At 57.3% G+C, this 23,628-nt stretch carries 22 protein-coding genes and 1 pseudogene; 12 read left to right on the top strand and 11 right to left on the bottom strand.

Going from position 1 to position 23,628, the window contains the following annotated elements; all coding sequences use genetic code 11:
• Window positions 1-92: 92 nt before the first annotated feature.
• Window positions 93-596: a GNAT family N-acetyltransferase gene (locus PGR79_RS20040; protein ID WP_087858344.1), complete on the top strand. Its 504-nt coding sequence runs from the start codon at window positions 93-95 to the stop codon at window positions 594-596.
• Window positions 597-665: 69 nt separating this feature from the next.
• Here the strand turns inward: PGR79_RS20040 and miaE are convergent, their stop codons facing one another.
• Together miaE and rraB are read right to left on the bottom strand one after the other, a co-directional pair.
• Window positions 666-1,430 (bottom strand): tRNA isopentenyl-2-thiomethyl-A-37 hydroxylase MiaE, encoded by a 765-nt coding sequence (gene miaE / locus PGR79_RS20035; protein ID WP_087858343.1) that lies wholly within the window; start codon window positions 1,428-1,430, stop codon window positions 666-668.
• A gap of 71 nt (window positions 1,431-1,501) precedes the next feature.
• Entirely contained in the window at window positions 1,502-1,927 is a 426-nt protein-coding gene (rraB, locus tag PGR79_RS20030) for a ribonuclease E inhibitor RraB (protein ID WP_015368550.1), read from the bottom strand.
• Window positions 1,928-2,090: 163 nt separating this feature from the next.
• Here rraB and argF point away from each other — a divergent pair, with 163 nt between their 5' ends.
• Window positions 2,091-3,095, top strand: coding sequence for an ornithine carbamoyltransferase (gene argF / locus PGR79_RS20025; RefSeq protein ID WP_087858342.1), 1,005 nt, complete (start codon window positions 2,091-2,093; stop codon window positions 3,093-3,095).
• A 56-nt stretch (window positions 3,096-3,151) separates the two neighbouring features.
• On the opposite strand, the gene PGR79_RS20020 is transcribed toward argF, so the two are convergent.
• Window positions 3,152-3,604 (bottom strand): YhcH/YjgK/YiaL family protein, encoded by a 453-nt coding sequence (locus PGR79_RS20020; RefSeq protein ID WP_348854234.1) that lies wholly within the window; start codon window positions 3,602-3,604, stop codon window positions 3,152-3,154.
• 164 nt (window positions 3,605-3,768) lie between these two features.
• On the opposite strand from PGR79_RS20020, the gene PGR79_RS20015 reads away from it, so the two are divergent.
• The 4 genes from PGR79_RS20015 to ridA all read left to right on the top strand — a co-directional run bounded on the left by PGR79_RS20015 (window position 3,769) and on the right by ridA (window position 5,810).
• Window positions 3,769-3,903: a pyrBI operon leader peptide gene (locus tag PGR79_RS20015; protein WP_072201274.1), complete on the top strand. Its 135-nt coding sequence runs from the start codon at window positions 3,769-3,771 to the stop codon at window positions 3,901-3,903.
• 36 nt (window positions 3,904-3,939) lie between these two features.
• Window positions 3,940-4,875, top strand: a complete 936-nt coding sequence (gene pyrB, locus PGR79_RS20010) for an aspartate carbamoyltransferase (RefSeq protein ID WP_087858340.1) — start codon at window positions 3,940-3,942, stop codon at window positions 4,873-4,875.
• 13 nt (window positions 4,876-4,888) lie between these two features.
• Window positions 4,889-5,350, top strand: coding sequence for an aspartate carbamoyltransferase regulatory subunit (pyrI, locus tag PGR79_RS20005; RefSeq protein WP_015368555.1), 462 nt, complete (start codon window positions 4,889-4,891; stop codon window positions 5,348-5,350).
• Between the two features lie 73 nt (window positions 5,351-5,423).
• A complete protein-coding gene (gene ridA / locus PGR79_RS20000) occupies window positions 5,424-5,810 on the top strand; it encodes a 2-iminobutanoate/2-iminopropanoate deaminase (RefSeq protein ID WP_020079786.1) in 387 nt (128 codons plus the stop codon).
• A 57-nt stretch (window positions 5,811-5,867) separates the two neighbouring features.
• On the opposite strand, the gene PGR79_RS19995 is transcribed toward ridA, so the two are convergent.
• The 3 genes from PGR79_RS19995 to mgtL form a co-directional block, all read right to left on the bottom strand.
• On the bottom strand, window positions 5,868-8,261 hold the full coding sequence (locus PGR79_RS19995) for a beta-N-acetylhexosaminidase (RefSeq protein WP_430922357.1): 2,394 nt from the start codon (window positions 8,259-8,261) through the stop codon (window positions 5,868-5,870).
• A 158-nt stretch (window positions 8,262-8,419) separates the two neighbouring features.
• A complete protein-coding gene (gene mgtA, locus PGR79_RS19990; protein WP_047080044.1) occupies window positions 8,420-11,128 on the bottom strand; it encodes a magnesium-translocating P-type ATPase in 2,709 nt (902 codons plus the stop codon).
• Between the two features lie 146 nt (window positions 11,129-11,274).
• On the bottom strand, window positions 11,275-11,328 hold the full coding sequence (gene mgtL, locus PGR79_RS19985) for a mgtA regulatory leader peptide MgtL (RefSeq protein ID WP_219340445.1): 54 nt from the start codon (window positions 11,326-11,328) through the stop codon (window positions 11,275-11,277).
• Window positions 11,329-11,509: 181 nt separating this feature from the next.
• Here mgtL and treR point away from each other — a divergent pair, with 181 nt between their 5' ends.
• The 3 genes from treR to treC all read left to right on the top strand — a co-directional run bounded on the left by treR (window position 11,510) and on the right by treC (window position 15,713).
• Complete coding sequence (gene treR, locus PGR79_RS19980; RefSeq protein ID WP_087858337.1) at window positions 11,510-12,457, top strand: trehalose operon repressor TreR; 948 nt, start codon at window positions 11,510-11,512, stop codon at window positions 12,455-12,457.
• A gap of 130 nt (window positions 12,458-12,587) precedes the next feature.
• Entirely contained in the window at window positions 12,588-14,006 is a 1,419-nt protein-coding gene (gene treB, locus PGR79_RS19975; protein WP_213317467.1) for a PTS trehalose transporter subunit IIBC, read from the top strand.
• Window positions 14,007-14,057: 51 nt separating this feature from the next.
• Window positions 14,058-15,713 carry an alpha,alpha-phosphotrehalase gene (gene treC / locus PGR79_RS19970; protein WP_430922355.1) on the top strand — a complete coding sequence of 552 codons (1,656 nt, stop codon included), beginning with the start codon at window positions 14,058-14,060 and terminating at the stop codon, window positions 15,711-15,713.
• A 56-nt stretch (window positions 15,714-15,769) separates the two neighbouring features.
• On the opposite strand, the gene celB is transcribed toward treC, so the two are convergent.
• The 3 genes from celB to PGR79_RS19955 all read right to left on the bottom strand — a co-directional run bounded on the left by celB (window position 15,770) and on the right by PGR79_RS19955 (window position 18,854).
• A complete protein-coding gene (gene celB, locus PGR79_RS19965) occupies window positions 15,770-17,122 on the bottom strand; it encodes a PTS cellobiose transporter subunit IIC (RefSeq protein ID WP_015704207.1) in 1,353 nt (450 codons plus the stop codon).
• A gap of 25 nt (window positions 17,123-17,147) precedes the next feature.
• Window positions 17,148-18,455: a 6-phospho-beta-glucosidase gene (locus PGR79_RS19960; protein ID WP_411325473.1), complete on the bottom strand. Its 1,308-nt coding sequence runs from the start codon at window positions 18,453-18,455 to the stop codon at window positions 17,148-17,150.
• Window positions 18,456-18,545: 90 nt separating this feature from the next.
• Window positions 18,546-18,854 carry a PTS sugar transporter subunit IIB gene (locus PGR79_RS19955; RefSeq protein ID WP_020079792.1) on the bottom strand — a complete coding sequence of 103 codons (309 nt, stop codon included), beginning with the start codon at window positions 18,852-18,854 and terminating at the stop codon, window positions 18,546-18,548.
• Window positions 18,855-19,115: 261 nt separating this feature from the next.
• Between PGR79_RS19955 and PGR79_RS19950 the strand changes: the two genes are divergently transcribed.
• The 3 genes from PGR79_RS19950 (at window position 19,116) to nrdG (ending at window position 23,059) form a co-directional block, all read left to right on the top strand.
• Complete coding sequence (locus PGR79_RS19950) at window positions 19,116-19,859, top strand: MurR/RpiR family transcriptional regulator (protein WP_430922353.1); 744 nt, start codon at window positions 19,116-19,118, stop codon at window positions 19,857-19,859.
• A 356-nt stretch (window positions 19,860-20,215) separates the two neighbouring features.
• A complete protein-coding gene (nrdD, locus tag PGR79_RS19945) occupies window positions 20,216-22,354 on the top strand; it encodes an anaerobic ribonucleoside-triphosphate reductase (RefSeq protein ID WP_087858331.1) in 2,139 nt (712 codons plus the stop codon).
• Between the two features lie 240 nt (window positions 22,355-22,594).
• On the top strand, window positions 22,595-23,059 hold the full coding sequence (gene nrdG / locus PGR79_RS19940; RefSeq protein ID WP_430922351.1) for an anaerobic ribonucleoside-triphosphate reductase-activating protein: 465 nt from the start codon (window positions 22,595-22,597) through the stop codon (window positions 23,057-23,059).
• Window positions 23,060-23,062: 3 nt separating this feature from the next.
• Here nrdG and PGR79_RS19935 read toward each other — a convergent pair.
• Together PGR79_RS19935 and PGR79_RS19930 are read right to left on the bottom strand one after the other, a co-directional pair.
• Window positions 23,063-23,348, bottom strand: a pseudogene (locus tag PGR79_RS19935) (type II toxin-antitoxin system RelE family toxin).
• The gene (locus PGR79_RS19930; protein WP_002886901.1) at window positions 23,338-23,580 is read right to left on the bottom strand and encodes a type II toxin-antitoxin system RelB/DinJ family antitoxin; all 243 of its coding nucleotides are present in this window, start codon (window positions 23,578-23,580) and stop codon (window positions 23,338-23,340) included. The pseudogene PGR79_RS19935 and the gene PGR79_RS19930 overlap by 11 nt, the downstream one beginning before the upstream one ends.
• Window positions 23,581-23,628 lie beyond the last annotated feature (48 nt).

Below are 23,628 nucleotides of genomic sequence, written 5' to 3'. Positions count from 1 at the left end.
CTCAGCAATATATTTATGCACATCTTGCGTCGATCAAAGAATAATGGTATTAAAACAATGTATGGTTATTTAAGCTAAAATTGAGTGATTCTATGAATCTTGCTGCGCCACAGACCTTTACTTTACGCCGCATTACGGCGGCAGATAATGCCGCCATCGCCCGAGTTATCCGCCAGGTCTCAGCGGAATACGGCCTGACCGCCGATAAAGGCTATACGGTCGCTGACCCCAACCTGGATGAACTGTACGAACTTTATAGCCAACCGGGCTCCGCCTATTGGGTTGTGGAGCAAAATGGCGAAGTGGTCGGCGGCGGCGGCGTGGCGGCGCTCTCATGTAGCGAGTCCGATATCTGTGAGCTGCAGAAAATGTACTTTATGACCTCGGCGCGCGGCAAAGGGCTGGCGAAAAAGCTGGCGCTGATGGCGATGGATTACGCCCGCGAACAGGGTTTTAAACGCTGCTATCTGGAGACCACCGCTTTTTTGAAAGAAGCGATTGCCCTTTATGAGCATCTCGGCTTTGAGCATATCGACGAGCCGCTGGGCTGCACCGGCCACGTCGATTGCGAAGTACGAATGTTGAAACCGCTTTAACGCCTCGCTACCGTAGGCGTCCCCGGTAGCGCTGCGCTTACCGGGGCTACAGAGTCCGGAAACCGCGGGCTACGGCGCCGTCGGTACGCCGCTGTGGAAGCGGAACTCGGACTCCGGGCGGAGAATCAATGCCGCTTCCGCCTCGCCAAGCTGGCGTACGCGCTCGCTGATATCTTCCCCCGCTATCTGCTGCGCCAGGTCCAGGTAATCCTGATAATGACGGGCCTCGGAGCGCAGCAACGACAGATAAAACTTCTGGAGATCATCATCCAGCCACGGCGCCAGCGCGGCAAACCGCTCACAGGAGCGCGCTTCGATATAAGCGCCGCAAATCAGCTTATCGATCAGCATCACCGGCTCGTGCGATCGCACCTCCCGGCGCATACCGCGGGCATAGTTGCTGGCGGTGATTTTGACGTAAGGGATATCTCGCGCCAGCATGATCTCGCGCACCTGCCAGAAGTGGTGCAGCTCCTCTTTGATAAGCAGAATCATGCTGTCGAGCAACTGTCTGCCCCACGGGTCGTTGGTTCGCGGCATAGCGCTTTTGTTGATCCGCTTATGCAGAGCGACAAAATCCGGCTCCGGCCCACGGCGATAGGTAAAGTCTTCGTACGGTTTCAGGCATTCCAGTAGCTCGTCGGCGCCGTCTTTATCGGCGACGTAGCGGCGCACCAGCAGCATGGCGTTTTGCGCCGCTTTCAGCTCGCATACCATGTGGTCGGTCAGCAGCAGCGGCAGGTTTTCCGGTTTACGGGCTTCGTCAATCCACGCCTGCGGCGTTGGGCAGTGCAGGAATGCTAAAATCGGGGAGAGTATTTGCGGGTAATCCATTGAAGCTCCAGGCTATACCCTAATCAGGACGGGTATATACGGCGGCAGACGCCGCCGTATCCGTTGACGACTTAGTGGCGTACGCCGTTGTCGTCTTCGTCAATTAAATCTTCGTCATCTTCGCCGTCATCGTCTTCGCCGTTCGGGTCTTCGTAATAGGTACCCCAACCGTCGTACTCGACGTTGAATTTTTCCGCCAGGTTCATCAGCTGTTCAACCTGGGCGTCGATCAGATCGGCGTTGAGCGCGCTTTCGCTCAGAATATCGCAGCAGATCACCACTTCGCCTTCTTCGACTTCCAGCTCTTCCGGCTCGGTGACTTCATAACCCATCTTGAAGGCCTCTACCGCCACTTTTTCCAACGTTTCGAAATCGTCGGCAGAGAGATGATGCTCAATGGTATACAGCGCGTCCGGATCGCTGCCATCTTCCAGCAGCTCTTCGATAATCAGACGCGTTTCCTCACGCTGCTCTTCCAGTAGTTCCGGGTTTGCCATGGCTCGTTCCTCATAATGTGCGGCAGATACTCCTATTGTCACATACCGCCGTGATTGCCTCCACCTTCTGTGTAAAAGATTTCTTACTCGGGGTTGCAAATGAATATTCATACATATAAAGTGAATTTTAATTCAATAGTGGCGTTTGCCAGGTGAGGGAATTATGTCCGCGTTATATCAGAAGCATTTCTTGAGATTACTGGATTTCACTGCTGCAGAAATTACCGGCCTTGTCGACCTGGCCGCGCAATTAAAAGCCGATAAGAAAAACGGCATCGAGGCCCAGAAACTAAAGGGCAAAAACATCGCGCTCATCTTCGAAAAAGACTCAACCCGTACACGATGCTCTTTCGAAGTTGCCGCTTACGACCAGGGCGCCCGCGTGACCTATCTCGGATCCAGCGGTAGCCAGATCGGCCACAAAGAATCCATGAAAGATACCGCCCGCGTGCTGGGCCGCATGTATGACGGTATTCAATATCGCGGCTACGGCCAGGAGCTGGTAGAAACCCTGGCGGAGTATGCCGGCGTGCCGGTGTGGAACGGCCTGACCGATGAATTCCACCCGACGCAACTCCTGGCCGACCTGCTGACCATGCAAGAGCACCTGCCGGGTAAGGCATTTAATGAAATGACGCTGGTCTACGCCGGCGACGCGCGTAACAACATGGGTAACTCCATGCTGGAAGCCGCCGCGCTGACCGGGCTGGACCTGCGCCTGGTGGCGCCGAAAGCCTGCTGGCCGGAAGAGGGTTTAGTGGCGGAATGCACTGCGCTGGCGAAAAAGCACGGTGGCAATATTACCCTGACGGAAGATATCGCCGCGGGCGTAAAAGGCGCTGATTTCATTTATACCGACGTGTGGGTGTCGATGGGTGAGGCGAAAGAGAAATGGGCGGAGCGTATCGCCCTGCTGCGCGGTTACCAGGTGAATAAAACCATGCTGCAATTGACCGGCAACCCGCAGGTGAAATTCCTGCATTGTCTGCCCGCGTTCCACGATGACCAGACCATTCTCGGCAAACAGATGGCGGCGGAGTATGGACTGCACGGCGGCATGGAGGTGACCGACGAGGTATTTGAGTCGCCAGCGAGCATCGTCTTCGATCAGGCGGAAAACCGTATGCACACCATCAAAGCGGTGATGGTGGCGACGCTTGGAAAATAACCATTAATCACGGTAGATTCCCGGATAACGCGCTACGCGTATCCGGGCTACCCGTTTTAAGCCATCAACACCTTCACCACTGCTTTGCGCACCTTCGCCGGCGCCCCGACGGCACAGAGCGGTTTATGTACTTCGCCTGGATAAAACACCACAAAATCGCCCTCGTTAAGGATAACGGTTTTCTCCTGCGCGCCCTCGGCGAGGAAGGCGATGTCTTTGTCCGCCAGCCAGTCAATCTGCGGCTCGCCTGCGGGTAAGGTGCTGAAAGTCATCCCTTCCTGACCGCGAAGTACAATCTGGATATCCAGATAGCGGGCGTGAAACTCGGCGCGACGTTCGGCCTGCGGTTCGGTGCTGTCTTCAGAAATCAGATAGAACAGATTATTACCGTCGATGTCGTGCTTGCCGAGCGGCGTCGATTCGCTAACGTGGGCTTTAACATGCTCAATCGCCTGACGCAGCGCGTCCGGCAGCCAGGATTGCAGATGATGAATGTTGCCGATAATCATAAGAGCCCTCAAATATAAAACAGCTTTTCATTTTGGTTTTATACGCCGCTTACCACTGCCAGACCACATTTTTATCGCGGTTTTTTGCGCTGGCGCAGCCTTCGCAGGCAAACGTTTCCCTGATTGTGGATTAATCGCTTGATTGCTCATCAAAGCTGCGTATAATGCCAGCCGTTTTGCCGGGAGGAAATATGGTCAATTGCGTACGACATTGCTGTGTCTTACCGCGTCTGAAAGCAGGCGCTGGCCTGGCGTTTTTCTTTCCGTTGCTCAATGAATTCTCGAAGCCCCTTATTTAAGGGGCTTTTTTTTTGCTCAGGCGTCAGGAGATAAGCATGGCTAACCCGCTATATCAAAAACATATCATTTCCATAAACGATCTCAGCCGCGAAGACCTCGAACTGGTGCTGGCGACGGCCGCAAAGCTGAAAGCCAATCCGCAACCCGAGCTGCTGAAGCATAAGGTTATCGCCAGCTGTTTCTTTGAAGCCTCCACCCGTACTCGCCTCTCTTTTGAAACCTCCATGCACCGCCTCGGCGCCAGCGTGGTCGGCTTCTCCGACAGCAGCAACACCTCGCTCGGTAAGAAAGGCGAAACCCTGGCCGACACCATTTCGGTGATCAGCACCTACGTCGACGCTATCGTGATGCGCCATCCGCAAGAAGGCGCCGCGCGTCTGGCAACCGAGTTCTCCGGCGGCATACCGATTCTCAACGCCGGCGACGGCGCCAATCAGCATCCAACGCAAACCCTGCTCGACCTGTTCACCATTCAGGAAACTCAGGGCCGCCTTGAGAACCTCAATGTCGCGATGGTCGGCGATCTGAAATATGGCCGTACCGTACACTCGCTGACCCAGGCGCTGGCGAAATTCAACGGCAACCGCTTTTACTTCATCGCCCCGGACGCGCTGGCGATGCCGCAGTACATTCTCGATATGCTGGATGAAAAAGGCATCGCCTGGAGCCTGCATAGCGCCATCGACGAAGTAATGGCTGAGGTCGATATTCTGTATATGACTCGCGTGCAGAAAGAGCGCCTGGATCCATCGGAATACGCCAACGTGAAGGCGCAGTTCGTGCTGCGCGCCGCGGATCTCGAAGGCGCGCGCGCCAATATGAAAGTGCTGCACCCGCTGCCGCGCGTTGATGAAATCACCACCGATGTCGATAAAACGCCGCACGCCTGGTACTTCCAGCAGGCAGGCAACGGCATCTTCGCCCGCCAGGCGTTACTGGCACTGGTATTGAATAGCGAGCTGGCACAATAAGGGGGAATGAGAGATGACACACGACAATAAACTGCAAGTAGAAGCCATTAAACGCGGCACCGTGATCGACCATATCCCGGCCCAGGTCGGCTTCAAGTTGTTGACCCTGTTCAAGCTGACCGAAACCGACCAGCGCATCACCATCGGCCTGAACCTGCCGTCCGGCGAGATGGGCCGTAAAGATTTGATTAAAATTGAGAACACCTTCCTGACCGATGAGCAGGTCAATCAGCTGGCGCTGTATGCGCCGGACGCAACGGTTAACCGTATTGATGATTACGAAGTAGTGGGCAAATCCCGCCCGAGCCTGCCTGAGCGCATCAACAGCGTGCTGGTCTGTCCGAACAGCAACTGCATTAGTCACGCTGAGCCGGTTTCGTCGAGTTTCGCAGTGAAAAAACGCGCCGATGACATTGCACTCAAATGCAAATACTGTGAAAAAGAGTTTTCCCATTATGTGGTGCTGGCCAACTAATTGCGGTTGGTATTAATACCGGCCCTCCCTATAATGGCTACGACCTAATTACTGCAGTTCATCTGGAGATATTATGAGCAAAACTATTGCGACGGAAAAAGCACCAGCAGCTATTGGCCCTTATGTACAAGGCGTTGATCTGGGTAGCATGATCATCACTTCCGGCCAGATCCCAGTAGACCCGAAAACCGGCAGCGTGCCGGAAGATGTCGCCGCGCAGGCGCGTCAGTCCCTGGACAACGTAAAAGCTATCGTTGAAGCCGCTGGCCTGAAAGTGGGCGATATCGTGAAAACCACCGTTTTCGTGAAAGATCTGAACGATTTCGCCACCGTGAATGCCGCGTATGAAGCGTTCTTCACCGAGCATAACGCCACTTTCCCGGCGCGTTCCTGCGTAGAAGTCGCGCGTCTGCCGAAAGACGTGAAGATTGAGATTGAAGCTATCGCGATCCGTCGCTAAGCGCTTCTCTGCCCTCACCCCAGGCGCTTGCGTCATCCGCGGGGTGAGGGAAATGCCCTATTTTATCTTCGTTGCCCGCAGCAGTTTCTCCAGCGGATAGACCGCCGCAATCACCAGCTCATCCTGGGTTTTCGCCGCCGTATCCAGCTGCGCCTGGATTGAGGCGTACTCTTTATCGTCCAGCGTTCCCTGCCGCGCCACCAGATCGGTCAAGCGCAGCCCGAGGCTCGCCAGCTTATCAACCTGCTGCACCACCGGTTTAATCGCCGCCAGTTGATAGTTATTGTCGGTCAGCGCCAGCGCATCGCCGCTGTTGTTCTGCCAGCGGGTAAAAACGTGGCGCAGCGCATCGGCGCTCTCTGTATCTTCAGCATCGCTGATTAGCCGCTCCGCCCACTGGTTCAGGCTGCGTACGGTGTCGCTCTCCGCGGGTAGCGCATCGGCCAGTCGGTTAAGCGGTTCAAATTGATGGTAATTGTTCGCCTGGAACTTGAGATGTTGACGGGTGTAGTAATGCGCTGGCTCCAGCGCCTCGGCGAGGATCTGCAACGCCAGCGTATGGCTGCTGTTCGCCAGCCGGGTGAACTGCTCCAGCTGCTGAGCGTGCTGCTGCAGGCCGACGGAGACCGTTGACCAGCTGTCCATCGCCTGCAGGCGCTGATACATATTGTCGCTGTCTTTGACGTCTTCGGCCGACCATAACCGCTCCGCCACCGCAAAAGCGCGCGGCCACAGCTTGATATCGATGACCGGCGCGGCGACATTTTCCGCCCACAGCGCCGCCTCGCCGCCGAGCAGATTCTTCTGTTGCTGCGCGTCGGGCAGCGTCGGCTGAATGCCCTGCGGCACGGCATCCAGTCGCTTGCCGTCAATGGGATAACGGGTGTTGCCAAGCAGGAAGTAGCCTGCGAGCTTGTCGTCGTTAATGGTTAGCACCGGGCGGGTCTCGCCCATCCAGGTATCAACGCGGAACGTGACCTGATTGTCGCCGAGCCATTCAATCTCCTGCACGGCACGCCGTGATTTCCCTTTAAAATCAATGAATCCACGCCAGCCGCTATCGCCTTTTACCAGCGTAAAGCTGCCCTCAACCGCGCTGCCCTTCAGGCGCGGCATCGAAAACTGCCAGCTCTGGGCGCTGTCGTTATCGGTAATCGTATCCACGCCGTTGAGCCCCTGCGGGATAATTTCATTACGATAGTGATAGGCGGTGTACTGCGGCTGGTCGAGATAAAAACCGGTGGAGAGAATGCCGCGATAGCCGTGTTTAGCGACGTCGCCTAATGCGTCCTGCCCCTGCCACGACTGGATCAGAATGCTCTTCGGTAAATCAGGGTGGTAGATTTCATCCCAGCCGACCATCTGCCGGTGATGTTTTTCAAGTAACGTCTCCAGGCGCCGGTTAAAGTACGCCTGTAGCGCGTGGCTGTCCGCCAGCCCCTTCTCTTTGAGGAATTTCTGAATGGCCGGATTGGCGCGCCACTGGCTGTCATCGACTTCATCACCGCCGATATGCAGATACGGCTCGGGGAAGATAGCCGCCAGTTCGCTGACCATCGCCTCGGCAAACGCGTAGGTGGCCTCTTTTGTTGGGTCGAGTACCGGTTTCAGCACGCCCCAGTGGCGCTCCATCGCGTAAGGCCCCGGCGCGCTCATCAGCTCCGGATAAGCCACGGCGATCGCCGAGGCGTGGCCCGGCATATCGATTTCCGGCACCACGCGAATACCGCGTTCGGCGGCATAGCGCACAATGTCTTTCATCTGCGCCTGGGTATAAAACAGGCCGTCGCTGGCCTGCTGCTGCAGCTTCGGATAGCGGCTGGAGGCGAAACGCCAGCCCTGATCGTCGGTCAGATGCCAGTGCAGTACGTTAAGCTTCGCCGCCGCCATACCATCAATCTGCCGTTTGATCGCCGACAGCGGCATAAAATGGCGGGCGGAATCCAGCAGCAGTCCACGCCACGGGAAGCGCGGCGCATCGTTAATGGCGACATAAGGAATGGTGGTGCCGTCAGGGCCGTTTTGTACCAGCTGTAGCAGCGTTTCCATGCCGCGCAGCGCGCCAAAACGCGTATTGGCTTTCAGGGTCGCGCCGTCTGCGTTAACGGTTAGCTGATAGCTTTCGTCGCTATCCGGCTGAGGCAGGAAAGGCACTTTTTTACTGACGATCACGTTAATGGTTGGGCTTTTCGCCGGCGCCGTCTGCGGCTGAAGCGTCCAGCCGGTTTGCCGCGCAAGACGTTCGCGCCAGCGGTTTGCCGCCTCGCCCAGATCGTCGCCGCTGACGTTGATCGTCAGCTGGTTATTCAACGCCAGCGCCCCCTGCGCCTGCGGGCGCTCCACATGGGCGGGCCACGGCATCAGCGGCAGATCGCCCGCCGGGGCGGCAAGCGCCATGCTGCTCAGTAATATTCCGCCGGTCAGCAGACTGTAACGCACGGTGTTAATCATCAATGTTCCTTTTTATGACGGGCCAAAAAAAGCAAAACATTGGGTTAACATGCGCACAAAATTGCGTCAATACATGGCGATGACGGGCGTCACAACTTAATGAGATTTAAGAGAAATACCGGTATGCCCCTCTGCCGAACGGCAAAGGGGCGAAACCACTACTGCCAGCCGTAGCGGCGGCTGTAGAAACCTTTAACGGTCTGGGTCAACACCATGTAACCCGCCAGAATCGCCACCAGCCACGGGAAATAGCTGAGCGGCAGCGCCTGCAGCTGCAGGTAGCCCGCCAGCGGCGAGAACGGCAGCGCGATACCCACCGCCATCACCAGCAGCGTCATCGCGAACAGCGGCCACGCGGCGCGGCTCTGGACGAACGGAATGCGGCGGGTACGGATCATATGCACAATTAGCGTCTGCGACAGCAGCCCTTCAATGAACCAGCCGGACTGGAACAGGGTCTGCATCTCGACGCTGTTGGCGTGGAACACCCACCACATCAGGCCAAAAGTGAGGATATCGAAAATCGAGCTGATCGGCCCGAAGAAGACCATAAAACGCCCGAGATCGGCCGGGTTCCAGCGCTGCGGTTTACGAATCTGCTCATCATCGACGTTATCAAACGGAATCGCCACCTGAGAGACATCGTACAGCAGGTTCTGAATCAACAGGTGCAGCGGCAGCATCGGCAGGAACGGCAGGAAGGCGCTGGCCACCAGCACGCTGAAGACATTGCCGAAGTTGGAGCTGGCGGTCATTTTGATGTACTTGAGCATGTTGGCGAAGGTGCGGCGGCCTTCGATAACCCCCTCTTCCAGTACCATCAGGCTTTTTTCCAGCAAAATGATATCCGCCGCCTCGCGGGCGATATCCACCGCCCCGTCAACGGAAATGCCAATATCCGCCGCGCGTAGCGCCGGGGCGTCGTTAATACCGTCACCCATAAAGCCCACCACGTGACCTTCGCGTTTCAGCAGCGTCACGATGCGCTCTTTATGCAGCGGCGCCAGGCGCGCGAACAGCGTGGTGCGTTTCGCCAGCGCCGCCAGTTCGTCGTCGCTCATGGCTTCAATCTGGCTGCCAATCACCACTTCGCCCGCATCCAGCCCCACTTCATGACACACTTTCGCCGCCACCAGTTCGCTGTCGCCGGTGAGGATTTTCACCGTAATGCCGCTGGCCTTCAGCGCTTTCAGCGCCGGGGCGGTAGTCTCTTTCGGCGGATCGAGGAAGGCGATGTAGCCTTCGAGGATCAGGTCGGATTCATCCGCACGCTGATAGTCGCCTTCCCGCGCAGGCAGGTATTTAGTCGCTACCGCCACCACCCGCAGCCCCTGACGGTTCAGGGTATCGGTCACCCGGCGGATACGGCGCAGCATGGTATCGTCCAACGGTACGATTTCACCGTTGTAGCGCACCTGGGTCGAGACGTTGAGGATCTCCTGCAACGCCCCTTTACAGATCAGCTGATGCGCCTCGTCCTGCTCTTTCACCACCACCGACATGCGGCGGCGTTCGAAATCAAACGGGATCTCATCCACCTTCTGCCAGCGCTCCGCGAGACCGCGAGCGGCATCCAGCTCCACGCCTTCCAGCACCGCGGTGTCGAGCAGGTTTTTAAGCCCGGTCTGGTAATGGCTATTGAGCCAGGCGGTGTGCAGGACTCTCTCGCTGGATTTACCGGAAACATCGGTATGGTTCTCCAGCACGATTTTATCCTGGGTCAGGGTGCCGGTTTTATCGGTGCAGAGGATATCCATCGCGCCAAAGTTTTGAATGGCGTCGAGGTGTTTGACGATAACCTTTTGTTTTGACAGCTTCACCGCCCCGCGCGCCAGCGTCGAGGTGACGATCATCGGCAACATCTCCGGCGTCAGGCCGACCGCCACCGACAGCGCGAACAGCGCCGCTTCCCACCAGTCGCCTTTGGTGTAGCCGTTGATCAGCAGCACCACCGGCGCCATCACCAGCATAAAGCGGATCAGCAGCATGCTGACCCGGCTGATGCCTTTCTGGAAGGCGTTCGGCTCGCTTTCCTGCTCGCTGACGCGCCCGGCAAGCTGGCCGAACCAGGTGTTGCCGCCGGTGGCGTAGACGATAGCCTGCGCCGAGCCGCTCACCACGTTGGTCCCCATAAAGCACAGGGTGTCGCATTCCAGTGGATTGGTTTGTAGCGGATCGCGGGTGCGCGCGACTTTCTCAACCGGCAGCGATTCGCCGGTCAGCGAGGCCTGAGCGACAAACAGGTCGCGCGCCACAATGATGCGCAGGTCCGCCGGGATCATATCTCCCGCCGATAGCCTGACGATATCGCCCGGCACCAGTTGGTCGATGGGCAGTTCGAGCCAGCGGCTCTCGCCCTGCTCGTTGATAACCCGCAGCACCGTGGCGGTATTGCTGACCATCGCCTTCAGCGCATCCGCCGCTTTGGTCGAGCGCGCTTCCTGGATGAAGTTAAGCAGCGTCGAGATGCCGACCATCAGCGCGATAACGCCCGCGGCGAATAGATCTTCAGTTGAATAGGAGACGATGCCGAGCACCGTCAACAGCAGGTTGAACGGGTTGCGATAGCAGGTCCACAGATGAACCCACCACGGCGACGGCTTCTGCGCCGGGATTTGGTTATCGCCGTGCAGGGCGATTTTCGCCGCCACTTCGGCGTCGTTCAGCCCTTCAGGGTGGCTATCGAACGCGCGCCAGATCTCCTGCTCATCCATAGCCGCGACGTCCAGACAGCGCTTGCCGAGTGAATCCGGGATCGGCGCGCTGGCCAGGTTACGGGCATCGGGCAGCGGATCGCGCTGGATCAAACGATGTGGTAAATGACGGCTAAGCTGCGCGAACAGCTGCCGGGTAAAATTTTTCAGCATAAACAGTCCCTCCGCGCTCGCGCGAGCGAACGCAGCGTTGCCAACAGGCGTGGCAAAGCCTTACCTGTCAGGCATTATTTTTATAGGGCAGGGACATCGAGGACGTCACTGCTTTACGCTTTCCGGTAAAGCAGTGCTAAACAGGCTTACCGGAAAGAAAGGTTGCTCCATCGAGGATGAGGAGTGGGATCGGGGTCCATAAAATTCTCCGGTAAGTAACTCAAGACGGCGCGGAGTATACCGCGACCAGGAAACTATTTGTGGCTATTATGGCTATCATACCGTCCGGCAACTAAACCGGACATCAACCAGTCTTTGCTCATTGAGGATTCGTTGAGTAGCATTAGACTCACTCAAATCGGACGACGGCGAGAACCTCGTATGCAAAACCGGCTAACAATCAAAGATATCGCGCGTTTAAGCGGCGTCGGAAAATCGACGGTGTCGCGCGTGCTGAATAACGAAAGCGGCGTCAGCGAGCGCACCCGCGAACGGGTGGAAGCGGTGATGCAGCAGCACGGTTTCTCCCCTTCCCGCTCCGCCCGCGCCATGCGCGGTCAGAGCGATAAGGTGGTGGCGATTATCGTCACCCGTCTGGATTCGCTGTCGGAAAATTTAGCGGTGCAGACCATGCTGCCCGCCTTTTATCAGCAGGGCTACGATCCTATCATGATGGAGAGCCAGTTTTCTCCGGCGCTGGTGGAAGAACATCTGGGCATGCTCGCCCGGCGCAATATCGACGGCGTGGTGCTGTTCGGCTTTACCGGTATTAGCGAGGAGATGCTCGCGCCGTGGCGCGAAACGTTGGTGCTGCTGGCGCGCGATGCCCCCGGCTTCGCTTCGGTGTGCTATGACGATCATGGCGCGATCAAGTTACTGATGCAGCGTCTCTATGAACGCGGACACCGGCATATAAGCTTCCTCGGCGTACCGCACAGCGACGTCACCACTGGGGAACGCCGTCATCAGGCGTATCTCGATTTCTGCGCGCAAAAGAAGCTCACGCCAACCGCTGCGCTGCCGGGACTGGCGATGAAGCAGGGGTATGAAAGCGTCGCCAGCGTGCTGACTCCCGAGACCCGCGCGCTGGTCTGCGCCACCGATACTCTCGCTCTCGGCGCCAGTAAATATCTGCAGGAACAACGTATTGAAACTTTACAGCTCGCCAGCGTCGGCAGCACGCCGCTGATGAAGTTTCTGCATCCGGAGATCCTCACCGTCGATCCCGGCTACGCCGAAGCCGGGCGCCAGGCGGCGCAGCAGCTGATCGACCAGATCGCCGGCCACGCCGAACCCCGCCAAATCGTCATTCCCGCTGCCCTGAATTAATCTCGTTCGGGCGATTTATGTGATCTTCGCCGAGTTTCGGGAACGTTCCCATTTTGCATTCCCAACGGAACGGTTAGGATGCATGCAAGGTAAAAACGGCATCTCTCCCCTCTGTTTTTGAGGCTTCATCATGAGCAAAGTAAACCAGCAGGACATCGATAAACTGATCGAACTGGTGGGCGGGCGCGGCAACATTGCCACCGTCAGCCACTGTATTACCCGTTTGCGCTTTGTGCTAAACGATCCGGCCATCGCCAAACCGAAAGACATTGAGCAGTTGCGCATGGTGAAGGGATGCTTCACTAACGCCGGGCAGTTCCAGGTGGTCATCGGCACCGAAGTCGGCGATTACTATAAGGCGCTGCTGGCCACCACCGGCCAGGCGTCCGCCGACAAAGAGCAGGCCAAACAGGCCGCGCGGCAAAACATGAAGTGGCATGAACGGTTGATCTCGCACTTTGCCGAGATCTTTTTCCCGCTCCTGCCGGCGCTTATCAGCGGCGGTCTGATCCTCGGTTTCCGTAACGTCATCGGCGATCTACCCATGAGCAACGGCCAGACGCTGGCGCAAATGCACCCGTCGTTGAAAACGATTTATGACTTCTTGTGGCTGATTGGCGAGGCTATCTTCTTCTATCTGCCGGTGGGGATCTGCTGGTCAGCGGTGAAGAAAATGGGCGGCACGCCGATCCTCGGGATCGTGCTTGGCGTCACGCTAGTCTCTCCGCAGTTGATGAACGCCTACCTGCTCGGCCAGCAGGTGCCGGAAGTGTGGAACTTCGGCCTGTTTACCATTGCGAAAGTCGGCTATCAGGCGCAGGTGATCCCGGCTCTGCTGGCGGGGCTGGCGCTGGGCTTTATCGAAACGCGCCTCAAGCGCATCGTGCCTGACTACCTCTATCTGGTGGTGGTGCCGGTGTGCTCGCTGATTCTGGCGGTGTTCCTTGCCCATGCGGTTATCGGCCCGTTTGGCCGTCTAATCGGCGACGGCGTGGCCTTCGCGGTGCGCCATTTGTTAACCGGCAGCTTCGCGCCGATCGGCGCTGCGCTGTTCGGCTTCCTGTATGCGCCGCTGGTAATAACCGGCGTACATCAGACCACTCTTGCTATCGATATGCAGATGGTACAGAGCATCGGCGGTACGCCGGTATGGCCGCTGATTGCGCTATCTAATATTGCTCAGGCATCGGCGGTGGTCGGCATTATTATTGCCAGCCGTAAACAAAATGAACGCGAAATTTCGGTACCCGCGGCGATCTCCGCCTATCTCGGGGTCACCGAACCGGCGATGTACGGTATCAATCTGAAGTACCGCTTCCCGATGCTGTGCGCGATGGTCGGATCCGGCCTTGCTGGCCTGCTGTGCGGCCTGAACGGCGTGCTGGCTAATGGCATCGGTGTCGGCGGCCTGCCTGGCATCCTGTCGATTCAGCCAAGCTACTGGCAGGTCTATGCCATGGCGATGGCCATCGCGGTGATAGTGCCGATTATCCTCACCACCGTAGTTTATCAACGCAAGTACCGTCAGGGCACCTTGCAGATTATCTAACGTCTTCTTTCGGGGCGCCGCTTGCGCCCCCTTTATTCGCAGGAACGTAATATGAATATTCTTCCCCGCTGGTGGCAAAACGGCGTTATTTATCAAATCTATCCGAAGAGTTTTCAGGACACCACCGGCAGCGGTACCGGCGATTTACGCGGCGTCACCGCCCGTCTCGACTACCTACAAAAGCTCGGGGTCGACGCTATCTGGCTGACGCCGTTCTATGTTTCGCCACAGGTGGACAACGGGTATGACGTGGCGAACTATACCGCTATCGATCCCTCTTACGGCACGCTGGAGGATTTCGACCAACTGGTCGCCGGAGCGAAGGCGCGCGGTATCCGTATCGTTCTGGATATGGTACTGAACCATACTTCGACAGAGCATGAATGGTTCCGCCAGTCGTTAAATAAGGCGAGCCCGTACCGCCAGTTCTATATCTGGCGCGACGGCGAGCCGGGAACGCCGCCGAATAACTGGCGCTCAAAATTCGGCGGTAACGCCTGGCAATGGCATGCGGAAAGCGAACAGTACTATCTACACCTCTACGCCACCGAACAGGCGGATCTCAACTGGGAAAATCCGGCGGTACGCGCCGAGCTGAAAAAAGTCTGCGAATTCTGGGCCGATCGCGGCGTTGATGGCCTCCGTCTGGACGTCATTAACGTAATATCAAAAGACCAGAACTTCCCGTCTGATACCATTGGCGATGGACGGCGCTTTTACACCGATGGACCGCGGGCGCATGAGTTCTTGCAGGAAATGAGCCGCGATGTTTTCACTCCGCGTAACCTGATGACCGTCGGCGAAATGTCTTCCACTTCGCTTGAACACTGCCAGCAGTACGCCGCGCTGGACGGACGCGAACTGTCGATGACGTTTAATTTTCATCACTTAAAAGTCGATTATCCCGGCGGCGAAAAATGGACCCTCGCCCGTCCAGACTACGTCGCGCTGAAAGCGCTATTCCGCCACTGGCAGCAAGGGATGCATAACCGGGCATGGAATGCGCTGTTCTGGTGTAACCACGATCAGCCGCGCATCGTGTCGCGCTTCGGCGACGAGGGCGAGTACCGGGTGCCGGCGGCGAAGATGCTGGCGATGGTACTGCACGGCATGCAGGGCACGCCCTATATCTATCAGGGCGAAGAGATTGGTATGACCAACCCGCATTTCAGCAATATCAGCGATTATCGCGATGTGGAAAGCCATAACATGTTTATCGAGCGCGCGGCGCAGGGGCAAAGCCCCGATGAACTGCTGGCGATTCTGGCCAGCAAATCGCGCGACAATAGCCGCACGCCGATGCCGTGGCACGACGGCGATAACGGCGGTTTCAGCGATGGAAAACCCTGGATCGCGTTGGGTGATAACTATCGCGAGATTAACGTCGAGGCGGCGCTGGCGGATCCGGAATCGGTGTTTTACACCTATCAGCAGCTGATCGCGCTGCGAAAAACCACGCCGGTGCTGACATGGGGGGATTATCAGGATCTGCTGCCGGACCATCCGTCGCTGTGGTGTTATCGCCGCAAGTGGCAGGGGCAGACCCTGGTGGTGGCCGCCAACCTGAGCCGTGAGTTCCAGCCGTGGCAGCCGCCGGAGATGTCCGGCGACTGGCGGGCGCTGATTGGTAACTATGCGGAAACGTCCAACCGCCCGGCGGCAATGACGCTGCGGCCGTTCGAAGCGGTATGGTGGTTGCAGGCGTAAAGCTTTTCCCCGGTGGCGCTACGCTCACCGGGGCTACCGGTTCGTGGGGCTGGAGTTTACGCGCGGTCAGCGTCAGGAAGGATAACGCTCTCCTGCGGCTGCGCTGAGGCGTGCTCCTCTTTGGCCTTCAGCCGATCCCAGGCGCGGAAGAACGGATAGTAAACCACCAGCGAAATGGTTAAATTCACGACCTGCAGTATGGTGCCGGAAATATGGCCGCCGGTCGCCAGATAGCCGCTGATGAAGATCGGCGTAGTGAACGGCAGCGCGATTCCGGCCGGCGGCGCAACCAGCCCGGTCGCCATTGCGGTATAGGACACGATAACCAGCAGCACCGGCGTTAAAATAAACGGCAGGAAGAAGTACGGGTTCATCACCAGCGGGATGCCGAACACCATCGGCTCGCTGATGTTAAACAACGCTCCCGGCGCGGCAATTTTCCCCAGCTGTTTCATCTGCTGACTACGGCTGCGCAGCAACATAAATATCACCAGCCCCAGCAGCGCGCCGGTGCCGCCGGGCGCAATCCACAGATCGTAAAATTGCTGGGTAATGATATGCGGGATCGGCTGGCCGTTCTGAAACGCCGTCAGGTTCTCTGACATATTCGACAGCCACACCGGCTGGATAAATACCAGCACAATCGCGTCGCCGTGCAGGCCCAGCGTCCACAAAATACCGATCACAATCACCGAAATAATCATCCCCGGCAGCGTACCGCCGACGTGGTGCATCGGAATACCGATCAGGGTGGCAATCATGCTGTTGATGTCGCCGAACGGCGAGGCCTCAACCGCCAGGCGCAGCGCCAGCACCACCGCCAGAACACAGAAGCCGGGGATCAGAGCGAGGAAAGATTTCGCCACTGCCGGCGGCACGCCGTCAGGCATGCGGATAACGAGGTTACGGCTGGCGACCAAACGATAAATCTCCGTCGACAGCAGCGAAATGACAATAGCGACAAACAACCCCTGGCTGCCGACCATGCTCACCGGGATCACCCCTTTAATCACCTCCGCCGCGCCGTGTACCGGGGTAAAGAGGGTGTTCTGCGGGATAGTCATCACAAAGGCCACCAGCGACATCGCCCCGGCGCTCAGCGGGTCGATGGTGCGGTACTTCTCCGCCAGCCGATAGGCAATGCCGAAGCTGGAAATCAGCGCCATAATGTCGTAGGTCGCTTTCACCGGGTACAGCATTTTATCGCGCCAGACCTCGCCAAACAGGCCGCTCATCATGTCGGCATAGCCGGGGATCGGCAGGTAGGCGAAAATCAGGAAAAACGAGCCAATCAGCATAAACGGCATATTCAGAATGATGCCATCGCGTACCGACAGGACGTGCTTTTGACCGGCGATTTTCAGCGCCGCCGGCATGACGTAACGTTCAATCCAGCTTGTATTCGACATGATGTGCTCCCGAGGGAAATAGCGGTCAGTTAAATTGCGTCAGCCATTGACGGTTTATCGTTAACACTTCATCCAGCAGCGCCTGGGCATCGGTGACGTTACCGACCAGCGGGTTAGCCACTAGCGCCAGCAGCGCGCTCTCGCGGCAGCCGTGTACCGCGGCTTCGATCGTCAGCCTTTCAAAGGCCTTTACCTGCTGCGTCAGGCCGTTCATCGCCGGCGGCAACGGGCCGAACGCCAGCGGCCGCGCCCCTTGCGCATCGATAATACTGTTGGTTTCCACAACCGCATCATCATCAAGGCCGTGAATCGCGCCGTTGTTGCGGGTGTTTACCACCATCTCCGCGCCCAGGTTGTTGTGAATCGCGTTAATAAGCTCAACGGCCACTTCCGAGTAGTAAGCGCCGCCGCGAAAGCTCAGCTGCTCTGGTTTTTCTTCCAGCTGCGGGTCGGCGTACAGCGCAAACAGCTCCTGCTCGACCTTCATCACCTGCTCGGCGCGGGTGCCTTTGGTTTTCGCTGCGGCGATCTCTTCCGCCAGCATCGCCGGCGTCAGCCAGAAATAACGATGATAAGGGCACGGAATCGCCTTTAGCGCGCGGAGGAATTCCGACGGCCACGGCAGTTCTTTAATGTTGTTCATCGACAGCGCCTTACCGTCGCAGAGCATATCGATCACTTTACCGGTGACATCCTCGCGCCCCTGTAGCACCTTATGCACCCAAACCATATGGTTGAGCCCGGCAAAGCGCAGTTTTACTTCGGACTCCTGCGCGCCCAACATGCCGACGATCATGTGCTGCATGTTGATCGGCACGTTGCACAGGCCGATGATCTTCGCCTTGCTGTAGCGGCTGACCGCCTCGGTGACGATCCCCGCCGGGTTGGTAAAGTTAAGAATGAACGCTTCCGGCGCCAGCTGTTCCACTTTGCGCGCAACTTCGAGGATCACCGGGATCGTCCGCAGCGCCTTGGCGAACCCGCCGACGCCGGTGGTCTCCTGGCCCAACAGATGATATTTGAGACCCAGCCGTTCATCGGCGGCGCGCGCCGCCAGTTGCCCGACGCGTAGCTGCGTCAGCACAAAGCTGGCGCCGCGGATCGCCTCATCGAGCGTAAAGTGGACGCTGACCGCCACCTGATCCAGCCCTTTATGTTTCAACATCCGCCGGGCCAACGCGGCAATGATCTCAACTTTTTCCCTGCCGGATTCGACATCCACCAGCGCCAGCTCGGTGACCGGAAGCTGCTCATAACGAACGATAATCCCTTCAATAAGCTCCGGCGTGTAGCTGCTGCCGCCGCCGATAACGGCGATTTTCAGTGCTTGCATAGTGACCTCTATTCGCATTTTTCGGCATGCAGATCGCCGCGCGCGATCGCCAGGACCGCGCGTGAGGGTGATAAAAACGGGATTAGAAAATTAGCGTTCGAGCAGGGCCAGCGCTTTATCCAGCACCGCGGCGCCGCGCATCATGCCGTAGTCGGCCATATCGATCACCGCCACCGCTTTGCCCTGCGGGGCCGCCAGCGCGGTTAGCCGTCCGGCTTCGTATTTGACCTGCGGCCCGAGGAGGATGACATCGGCGTTCGGCAGTTCGCGTTCAAATTCCGCCACCGCCACCGCGTAGATTTCCAGCGCCAGCGCGCGCTGCTGGGCTTCCGCTTTCATTTTGTTCACCAGCATGCTGGTCGACATGCCTGCGGCACAACAGAGTACGATTCGTGGCATTGCGCTTCCCCTTTGCGTGTTTATCGCTTCAGCCCTCACGGCCTATGCGACTATATTGTTAATATTGTGTGATAGTGAAGGCTATATGAAAATAATTTTCACCGATGTGATCGAGGCTCAATTTTTGCGCACTATTTCTTCGTGCCATTGCGAAATATCGACGCCAGACATAGGAAATCGCCTGCGCAGATGCTATAAAAACGGCTATTCATTAAGTGAAAAATATTTTCAATTCCGGGTACTGCCAAAGGGAACATCAGGATGGATATCGTAGGTCAGCTACAGGAAGGATTGATCCGCTTTAGCGCTCAGGAGTCGCGCGTCGCCGCCTTTATTCTGGAAAATCTTAGCTTTACCGCCAGCGCCTCCATTGATGAGCTGGCCGCCAGCGTGGGGGTCAGCCCGGCCACCATCACCCGCTTCGCCCGTTCAGTGGGCTGTGATGATATTCGCGATTTACGTAAACAGCTGGCGCAGGCCAGCGAACGACGCACCAGCTGGCTCACGCCGGATAGCGCCGCCCTGCCCGTCGCCTGGCGCGACAAACTTAGCAGCCTCGGCGATACGCTAACCCGCCAGCTCGGCCACACCGCCGAAGCGGCGGTGGAGAAGTGCAAATCGCGCCTGCTGAGCGCCCGCGCGGTGCATTGCTTCGCCCTCGGCGCCCAGGATGTGGCGCTGGCGGCGCTGCTGCAGCACCAGCTGCTGCCATCCGGCATCGCGATTAATCTCTGCCAGGATGCGGCGCTGATGCGAATGACCGCCAGTACCCTTAATGACGATCACCTGCTGCTGGTACTGGCCACCGCCGAAGCCAATACCGTATTGCAGAGCGCGACGCTGCAGGCGCGTACGCAAGGGGTGACGATTATCGCTCTGACCCCGGAACAGCATGCGCTGGCCGATATGGCAAGCGCCGTGCTTCCGCTGCCAGCCAACCCGCTGCATGCCCGCTACGCCCTGCTGCTGCTGGTCGATCTGCTTAACGATACATTGATTGCCTGAATATTCTGCCCGTTCCTTTAGCGTTCGGGCCCAATTTTTGCTTATATTTTAAGCGCCTAAATTTACATTTACGCCAGCGCCCATCATCCGTACTCTCACCTTTTTACCTTGTTCTGGGTCAATAAAATCGCAAACATCTTTGATGCAAATCACTACATATAGAACTTAAAATGCGCCCCGGCCCTACATATTGTATTAATCGTCTATTATGTCACCATATCTTGTCGTTGTTGGGCGGTGATGAGATGTGGATAAAAAGGGCCGGATCCGAAGGCAAACGCCGCTACTCGTAGCGTGGCGCGCTTTTGGGAGACCTTCCGCCTCTGTGGATAACCTGTTCTATATATGGAGTGATCATGACACCGCATGTGATGAAACGTGATGGCTGTAAAGTGCCGTTCAAGTCAGAGCGCATTAAAGAAGCAATTCTGCGTGCAGCTAAAGCAGCGGGAGTCGATGACGCAGACTATTGCGCCACCGTCGCAGAAGTCGTTAGCCAGCAAATGCAGGGCCGCGCGCAGGTCGATATCAACGATATCCAGACCGCCGTGGAAAACCAGTTGATGTCCGGTCCGTGGAAACAGCTGGCGCGCGCCTATATTGAATATCGCCACGATCGCGATATCGAGCGTGAAAAGCGCGGCCGTCTGAACCAGGAAATTCGTGGTCTGGTCGAGCAAACCAACTCATCGCTGCTCAACGAGAACGCCAACAAAGACAGTAAAGTGATCCCGACCCAGCGCGATCTGCTGGCCGGTATCGTAGCCAAACACTATGCCCGTCAGCATCTGCTGCCGCGCGATGTCGTACAGGCGCACGAGCGCGGCGAGATCCACTACCACGATCTCGACTATTCGCCGTTCTTCCCGATGTTCAACTGCATGCTGATCGACCTGAAAGGCATGCTGACGCACGGCTTTAAAATGGGCAATGCCGAAATTGAGCCGCCGAAGTCTATCTCTACCGCCACCGCGGTCACGGCGCAGATTATCGCCCAGGTCGCCAGCCATATTTACGGCGGCACCACCATTAACCGTATCGATGAAGTGCTGGCGCCGTTCGTCACCGAGAGCTTCAAAAAGCATCGTAAAATTGCCGAAGAGTGGCAGATCCCGGATGCCGAAGGCTATGCGCGTACGCGTACCGAGAAAGAGTGCTACGACGCGTTCCAGTCGCTGGAGTATGAGGTCAACACGCTGCATACCGCCAATGGCCAGACGCCGTTCGTCACCTTTGGTTTTGGCCTCGGCACCAGCTGGGAGTCGCGCCTGATCCAGCAGTCGATTCTGCGCAACCGCATCGCCGGCCTCGGCAAAAACCGCAAAACGGCGGTATTCCCGAAACTGGTCTTCGCTATTCGCGACGGCCTGAACCATAAATTCGGCGATGCGAACTATGACATCAAACAGCTGGCCTTAGAGTGCGCCAGCAAGCGCATGTATCCGGATATTCTCAACTACGATCAGGTAGTGAAAGTCACCGGGTCGTTTAAAACGCCGATGGGCTGCCGTAGTTTCCTCGGGGTGTGGGAAAACGAGAACGGCGAACAGGTACACGATGGGCGCAACAACCTCGGCGTTATCAGCCTGAACCTGCCGCGTATCGCGCTGGAAGCGAAAGGCGACGAAGCCGCCTTCTGGGCGCTGCTGGACGAGCGCCTGCTGCTGGCGCGCAAAGCGCTGATGACCCGTATCGCCCGTCTGGAAGGGGTGAAAGCCCGCGTCGCGCCGATTCTGTATATGGAAGGCGCCTGCGGCGTGCGTTTGAAAGCCGACGACGACGTCGCGGAAATTTTCAAGAACGGCCGCGCGTCCATTTCCCTGGGCTACATCGGGATTCACGAGACCATCAACGCGCTGTACAACAATCAGCATATGTACGATAGCGAAGCGCTGCGTGAAAAAGGCATCGCCATCGTTCAGCGTCTGCGCGACGCCGTTGAACAGTGGAAGGAAGAGACCGGCTACGGCTTCAGCCTGTACAGCACGCCGAGCGAAAACCTGTGCGATCGCTTCTGCCGCCTCGATACCGCCGAATTCGGCGTGGTTCCGGGCGTGACCGAGAAAGGCTACTACACCAATAGCTTCCATCTCGACGTCGAGAAGAAGGTTAACCCGTACGACAAGATCGATTTTGAAGCGCCGTATCCTCCGCTGGCCAACGGCGGCTTCATTTGCTACGGCGAATATCCGAATATCCAGCATAACCTCAAGGCGCTGGAAGACGTGTGGGATTACAGCTATCAGCACGTACCGTATTACGGCACCAATACGCCGATCGATGAATGCTACGAGTGCGGTTTTACCGGCGAGTTCGAGTGCACCAGCAAGGGCTTTACCTGCCCGAAATGCGGCAACCACGACGCCGCCCGCGTATCGGTGACCCGCCGGGTATGCGGTTATCTCGGCAGCCCGGACGCGCGTCCGTTCAATGCCGGCAAGCAGGAAGAAGTGAAGCGCCGCGTGAAGCACCTGGGCAATGGACAGATCGGTTAAAGACCAATGCGCTTTTCCCGGATAGCGGCGCGCAGCGCCTTATCCGGGCTACCACTACTACTGTCGTAGCCCGGCCGAGCGCAGCGACGCCGGGAAATGGCCCCACTCCTCCGTTTTCGCAAAGCAATTAACGTCAGAGCAAGGCGGCAAACGAAGGAATCCCCAGGAGCGTACATTCAGTACGTGACTGGGGTGAGTGAGCGCAGCCAACGCCGCTATGGCGTTAATTGAGAAGCGAAAATGAATTATCACCAGTATTACCCCGTCGACATCGTCAACGGCCCCGGCACCCGCTGCACCCTGTTTGTCTCCGGCTGCGTCCACGAATGCCCCGGCTGCTACAACAAAAGCACCTGGCGGGTAAATTCCGGTATGCCTTTCACAACCGGGATGGCCGACCGCATCATCGCCGACCTCAACGATACCCGCATTAAACGCCAGGGGCTTTCACTCTCCGGCGGCGATCCGCTGCATCCGCAAAACGTCGCGGAGATCCTCAATCTGGTGCAGCGCGTACGCACCGAATGCCCCGGTAAAGATATCTGGGTCTGGACCGGCTATAAGCTTGACGAACTGAACGCCGAGCAGATGGAAGTCGTGAACCTGATTAACGTGCTGGTCGACGGTAAGTTTGTGCAGGATTTAAAAGACCCGGCGCTTATTTGGCGCGGCAGCAGCAACCAGGTCGTGCATCATTTGCGATAGCGTTTAGAGCCGTTTATTCGCCTGATGATAAACGGCAGCTTTCTCTCTTTTGCCAATGGCAATAACGTAAACCACCACCACACTATCTCGTACTTGATACACCAACCGATAACCTGACGCCTTAAGCTTGATTTTGTAGCAATCCGGTAAATCGCTCAGCCTGGCCGACTCCATTCGCGGATTCTGCACAATCTGCAGGAGCTTATTTTTTGAACTGTTTTTTGACCGTCTCGCCAAGCTTCTGCCATTCGCGCCAGGCTCGTGGATCAAACTCCAGTTCATAGGTCATCCAGACTCACCTTAACCCCCGGCCGTGGGTTTTCCAGCCGTTCGCGAACGGTGCGTAATAACGCCGCTTCGCCATCGCTGATGGTCATACTTTTCACCGGCATGCGGCCATTTTCCGCAATGTATTGAAACAGCAAGCGTACCGCCTCCGTTGGTGTCATATCGAGTTTCTCCAGCACGGCATAAGCCTCTTTTTTGAGCTTATCGTCCAGTCGAACATTGAGCGTGGCCATTATGCCTCCAGAAAGGGGAATTTTGTAATGCAGTATAGCATTACATTT

It is taken from the genome of Klebsiella sp. 141161 (genome assembly GCF_050600815.1).
GTDB lineage: Bacteria > Pseudomonadota > Gammaproteobacteria > Enterobacterales > Enterobacteriaceae > Klebsiella > Klebsiella aerogenes.
This window is presented reverse-complemented; position numbering and strand designations above follow the sequence as displayed.

Bases quoted from the DNA above. Each gene is read 5' to 3' on its own strand.
- PGR79_RS20040 (WP_087858344.1), top strand. From the start codon at position 93: ATGAATCTTGCTGCGCCACAGACCTTTACTTTACGCCGCATTACGGCG.
- miaE (WP_087858343.1), bottom strand. From the start codon at position 1,430: ATGGATTACCCGCAAATACTCTCCCCGATTTTAGCATTCCTGCACTGC.
- rraB (WP_015368550.1), bottom strand. From the start codon at position 1,927: ATGGCAAACCCGGAACTACTGGAAGAGCAGCGTGAGGAAACGCGTCTG.
- argF (WP_087858342.1), top strand. From the start codon at position 2,091: ATGTCCGCGTTATATCAGAAGCATTTCTTGAGATTACTGGATTTCACT.
- PGR79_RS20020 (WP_348854234.1), bottom strand. From the start codon at position 3,604: ATGATTATCGGCAACATTCATCATCTGCAATCCTGGCTGCCGGACGCG.
- PGR79_RS20015 (WP_072201274.1), top strand. From the start codon at position 3,769: ATGCCAGCCGTTTTGCCGGGAGGAAATATGGTCAATTGCGTACGACAT.
- pyrB (WP_087858340.1), top strand. From the start codon at position 3,940: ATGGCTAACCCGCTATATCAAAAACATATCATTTCCATAAACGATCTC.
- pyrI (WP_015368555.1), top strand. From the start codon at position 4,889: ATGACACACGACAATAAACTGCAAGTAGAAGCCATTAAACGCGGCACC.
- ridA (WP_020079786.1), top strand. From the start codon at position 5,424: ATGAGCAAAACTATTGCGACGGAAAAAGCACCAGCAGCTATTGGCCCT.
- PGR79_RS19995 (WP_430922357.1), bottom strand. From the start codon at position 8,261: ATGATTAACACCGTGCGTTACAGTCTGCTGACCGGCGGAATATTACTG.
- mgtA (WP_047080044.1), bottom strand. From the start codon at position 11,128: ATGCTGAAAAATTTTACCCGGCAGCTGTTCGCGCAGCTTAGCCGTCAT.
- treR (WP_087858337.1), top strand. From the start codon at position 11,510: ATGCAAAACCGGCTAACAATCAAAGATATCGCGCGTTTAAGCGGCGTC.
- treB (WP_213317467.1), top strand. From the start codon at position 12,588: ATGAGCAAAGTAAACCAGCAGGACATCGATAAACTGATCGAACTGGTG.
- treC (WP_430922355.1), top strand. From the start codon at position 14,058: ATGAATATTCTTCCCCGCTGGTGGCAAAACGGCGTTATTTATCAAATC.
- celB (WP_015704207.1), bottom strand. From the start codon at position 17,122: ATGTCGAATACAAGCTGGATTGAACGTTACGTCATGCCGGCGGCGCTG.
- PGR79_RS19960 (WP_411325473.1), bottom strand. From the start codon at position 18,455: ATGCAAGCACTGAAAATCGCCGTTATCGGCGGCGGCAGCAGCTACACG.
- PGR79_RS19955 (WP_020079792.1), bottom strand. From the start codon at position 18,854: ATGCCACGAATCGTACTCTGTTGTGCCGCAGGCATGTCGACCAGCATG.
- PGR79_RS19950 (WP_430922353.1), top strand. From the start codon at position 19,116: ATGGATATCGTAGGTCAGCTACAGGAAGGATTGATCCGCTTTAGCGCT.
- nrdD (WP_087858331.1), top strand. From the start codon at position 20,216: ATGACACCGCATGTGATGAAACGTGATGGCTGTAAAGTGCCGTTCAAG.
- nrdG (WP_430922351.1), top strand. From the start codon at position 22,595: ATGAATTATCACCAGTATTACCCCGTCGACATCGTCAACGGCCCCGGC.
- PGR79_RS19930 (WP_002886901.1), bottom strand. From the start codon at position 23,580: ATGGCCACGCTCAATGTTCGACTGGACGATAAGCTCAAAAAAGAGGCT.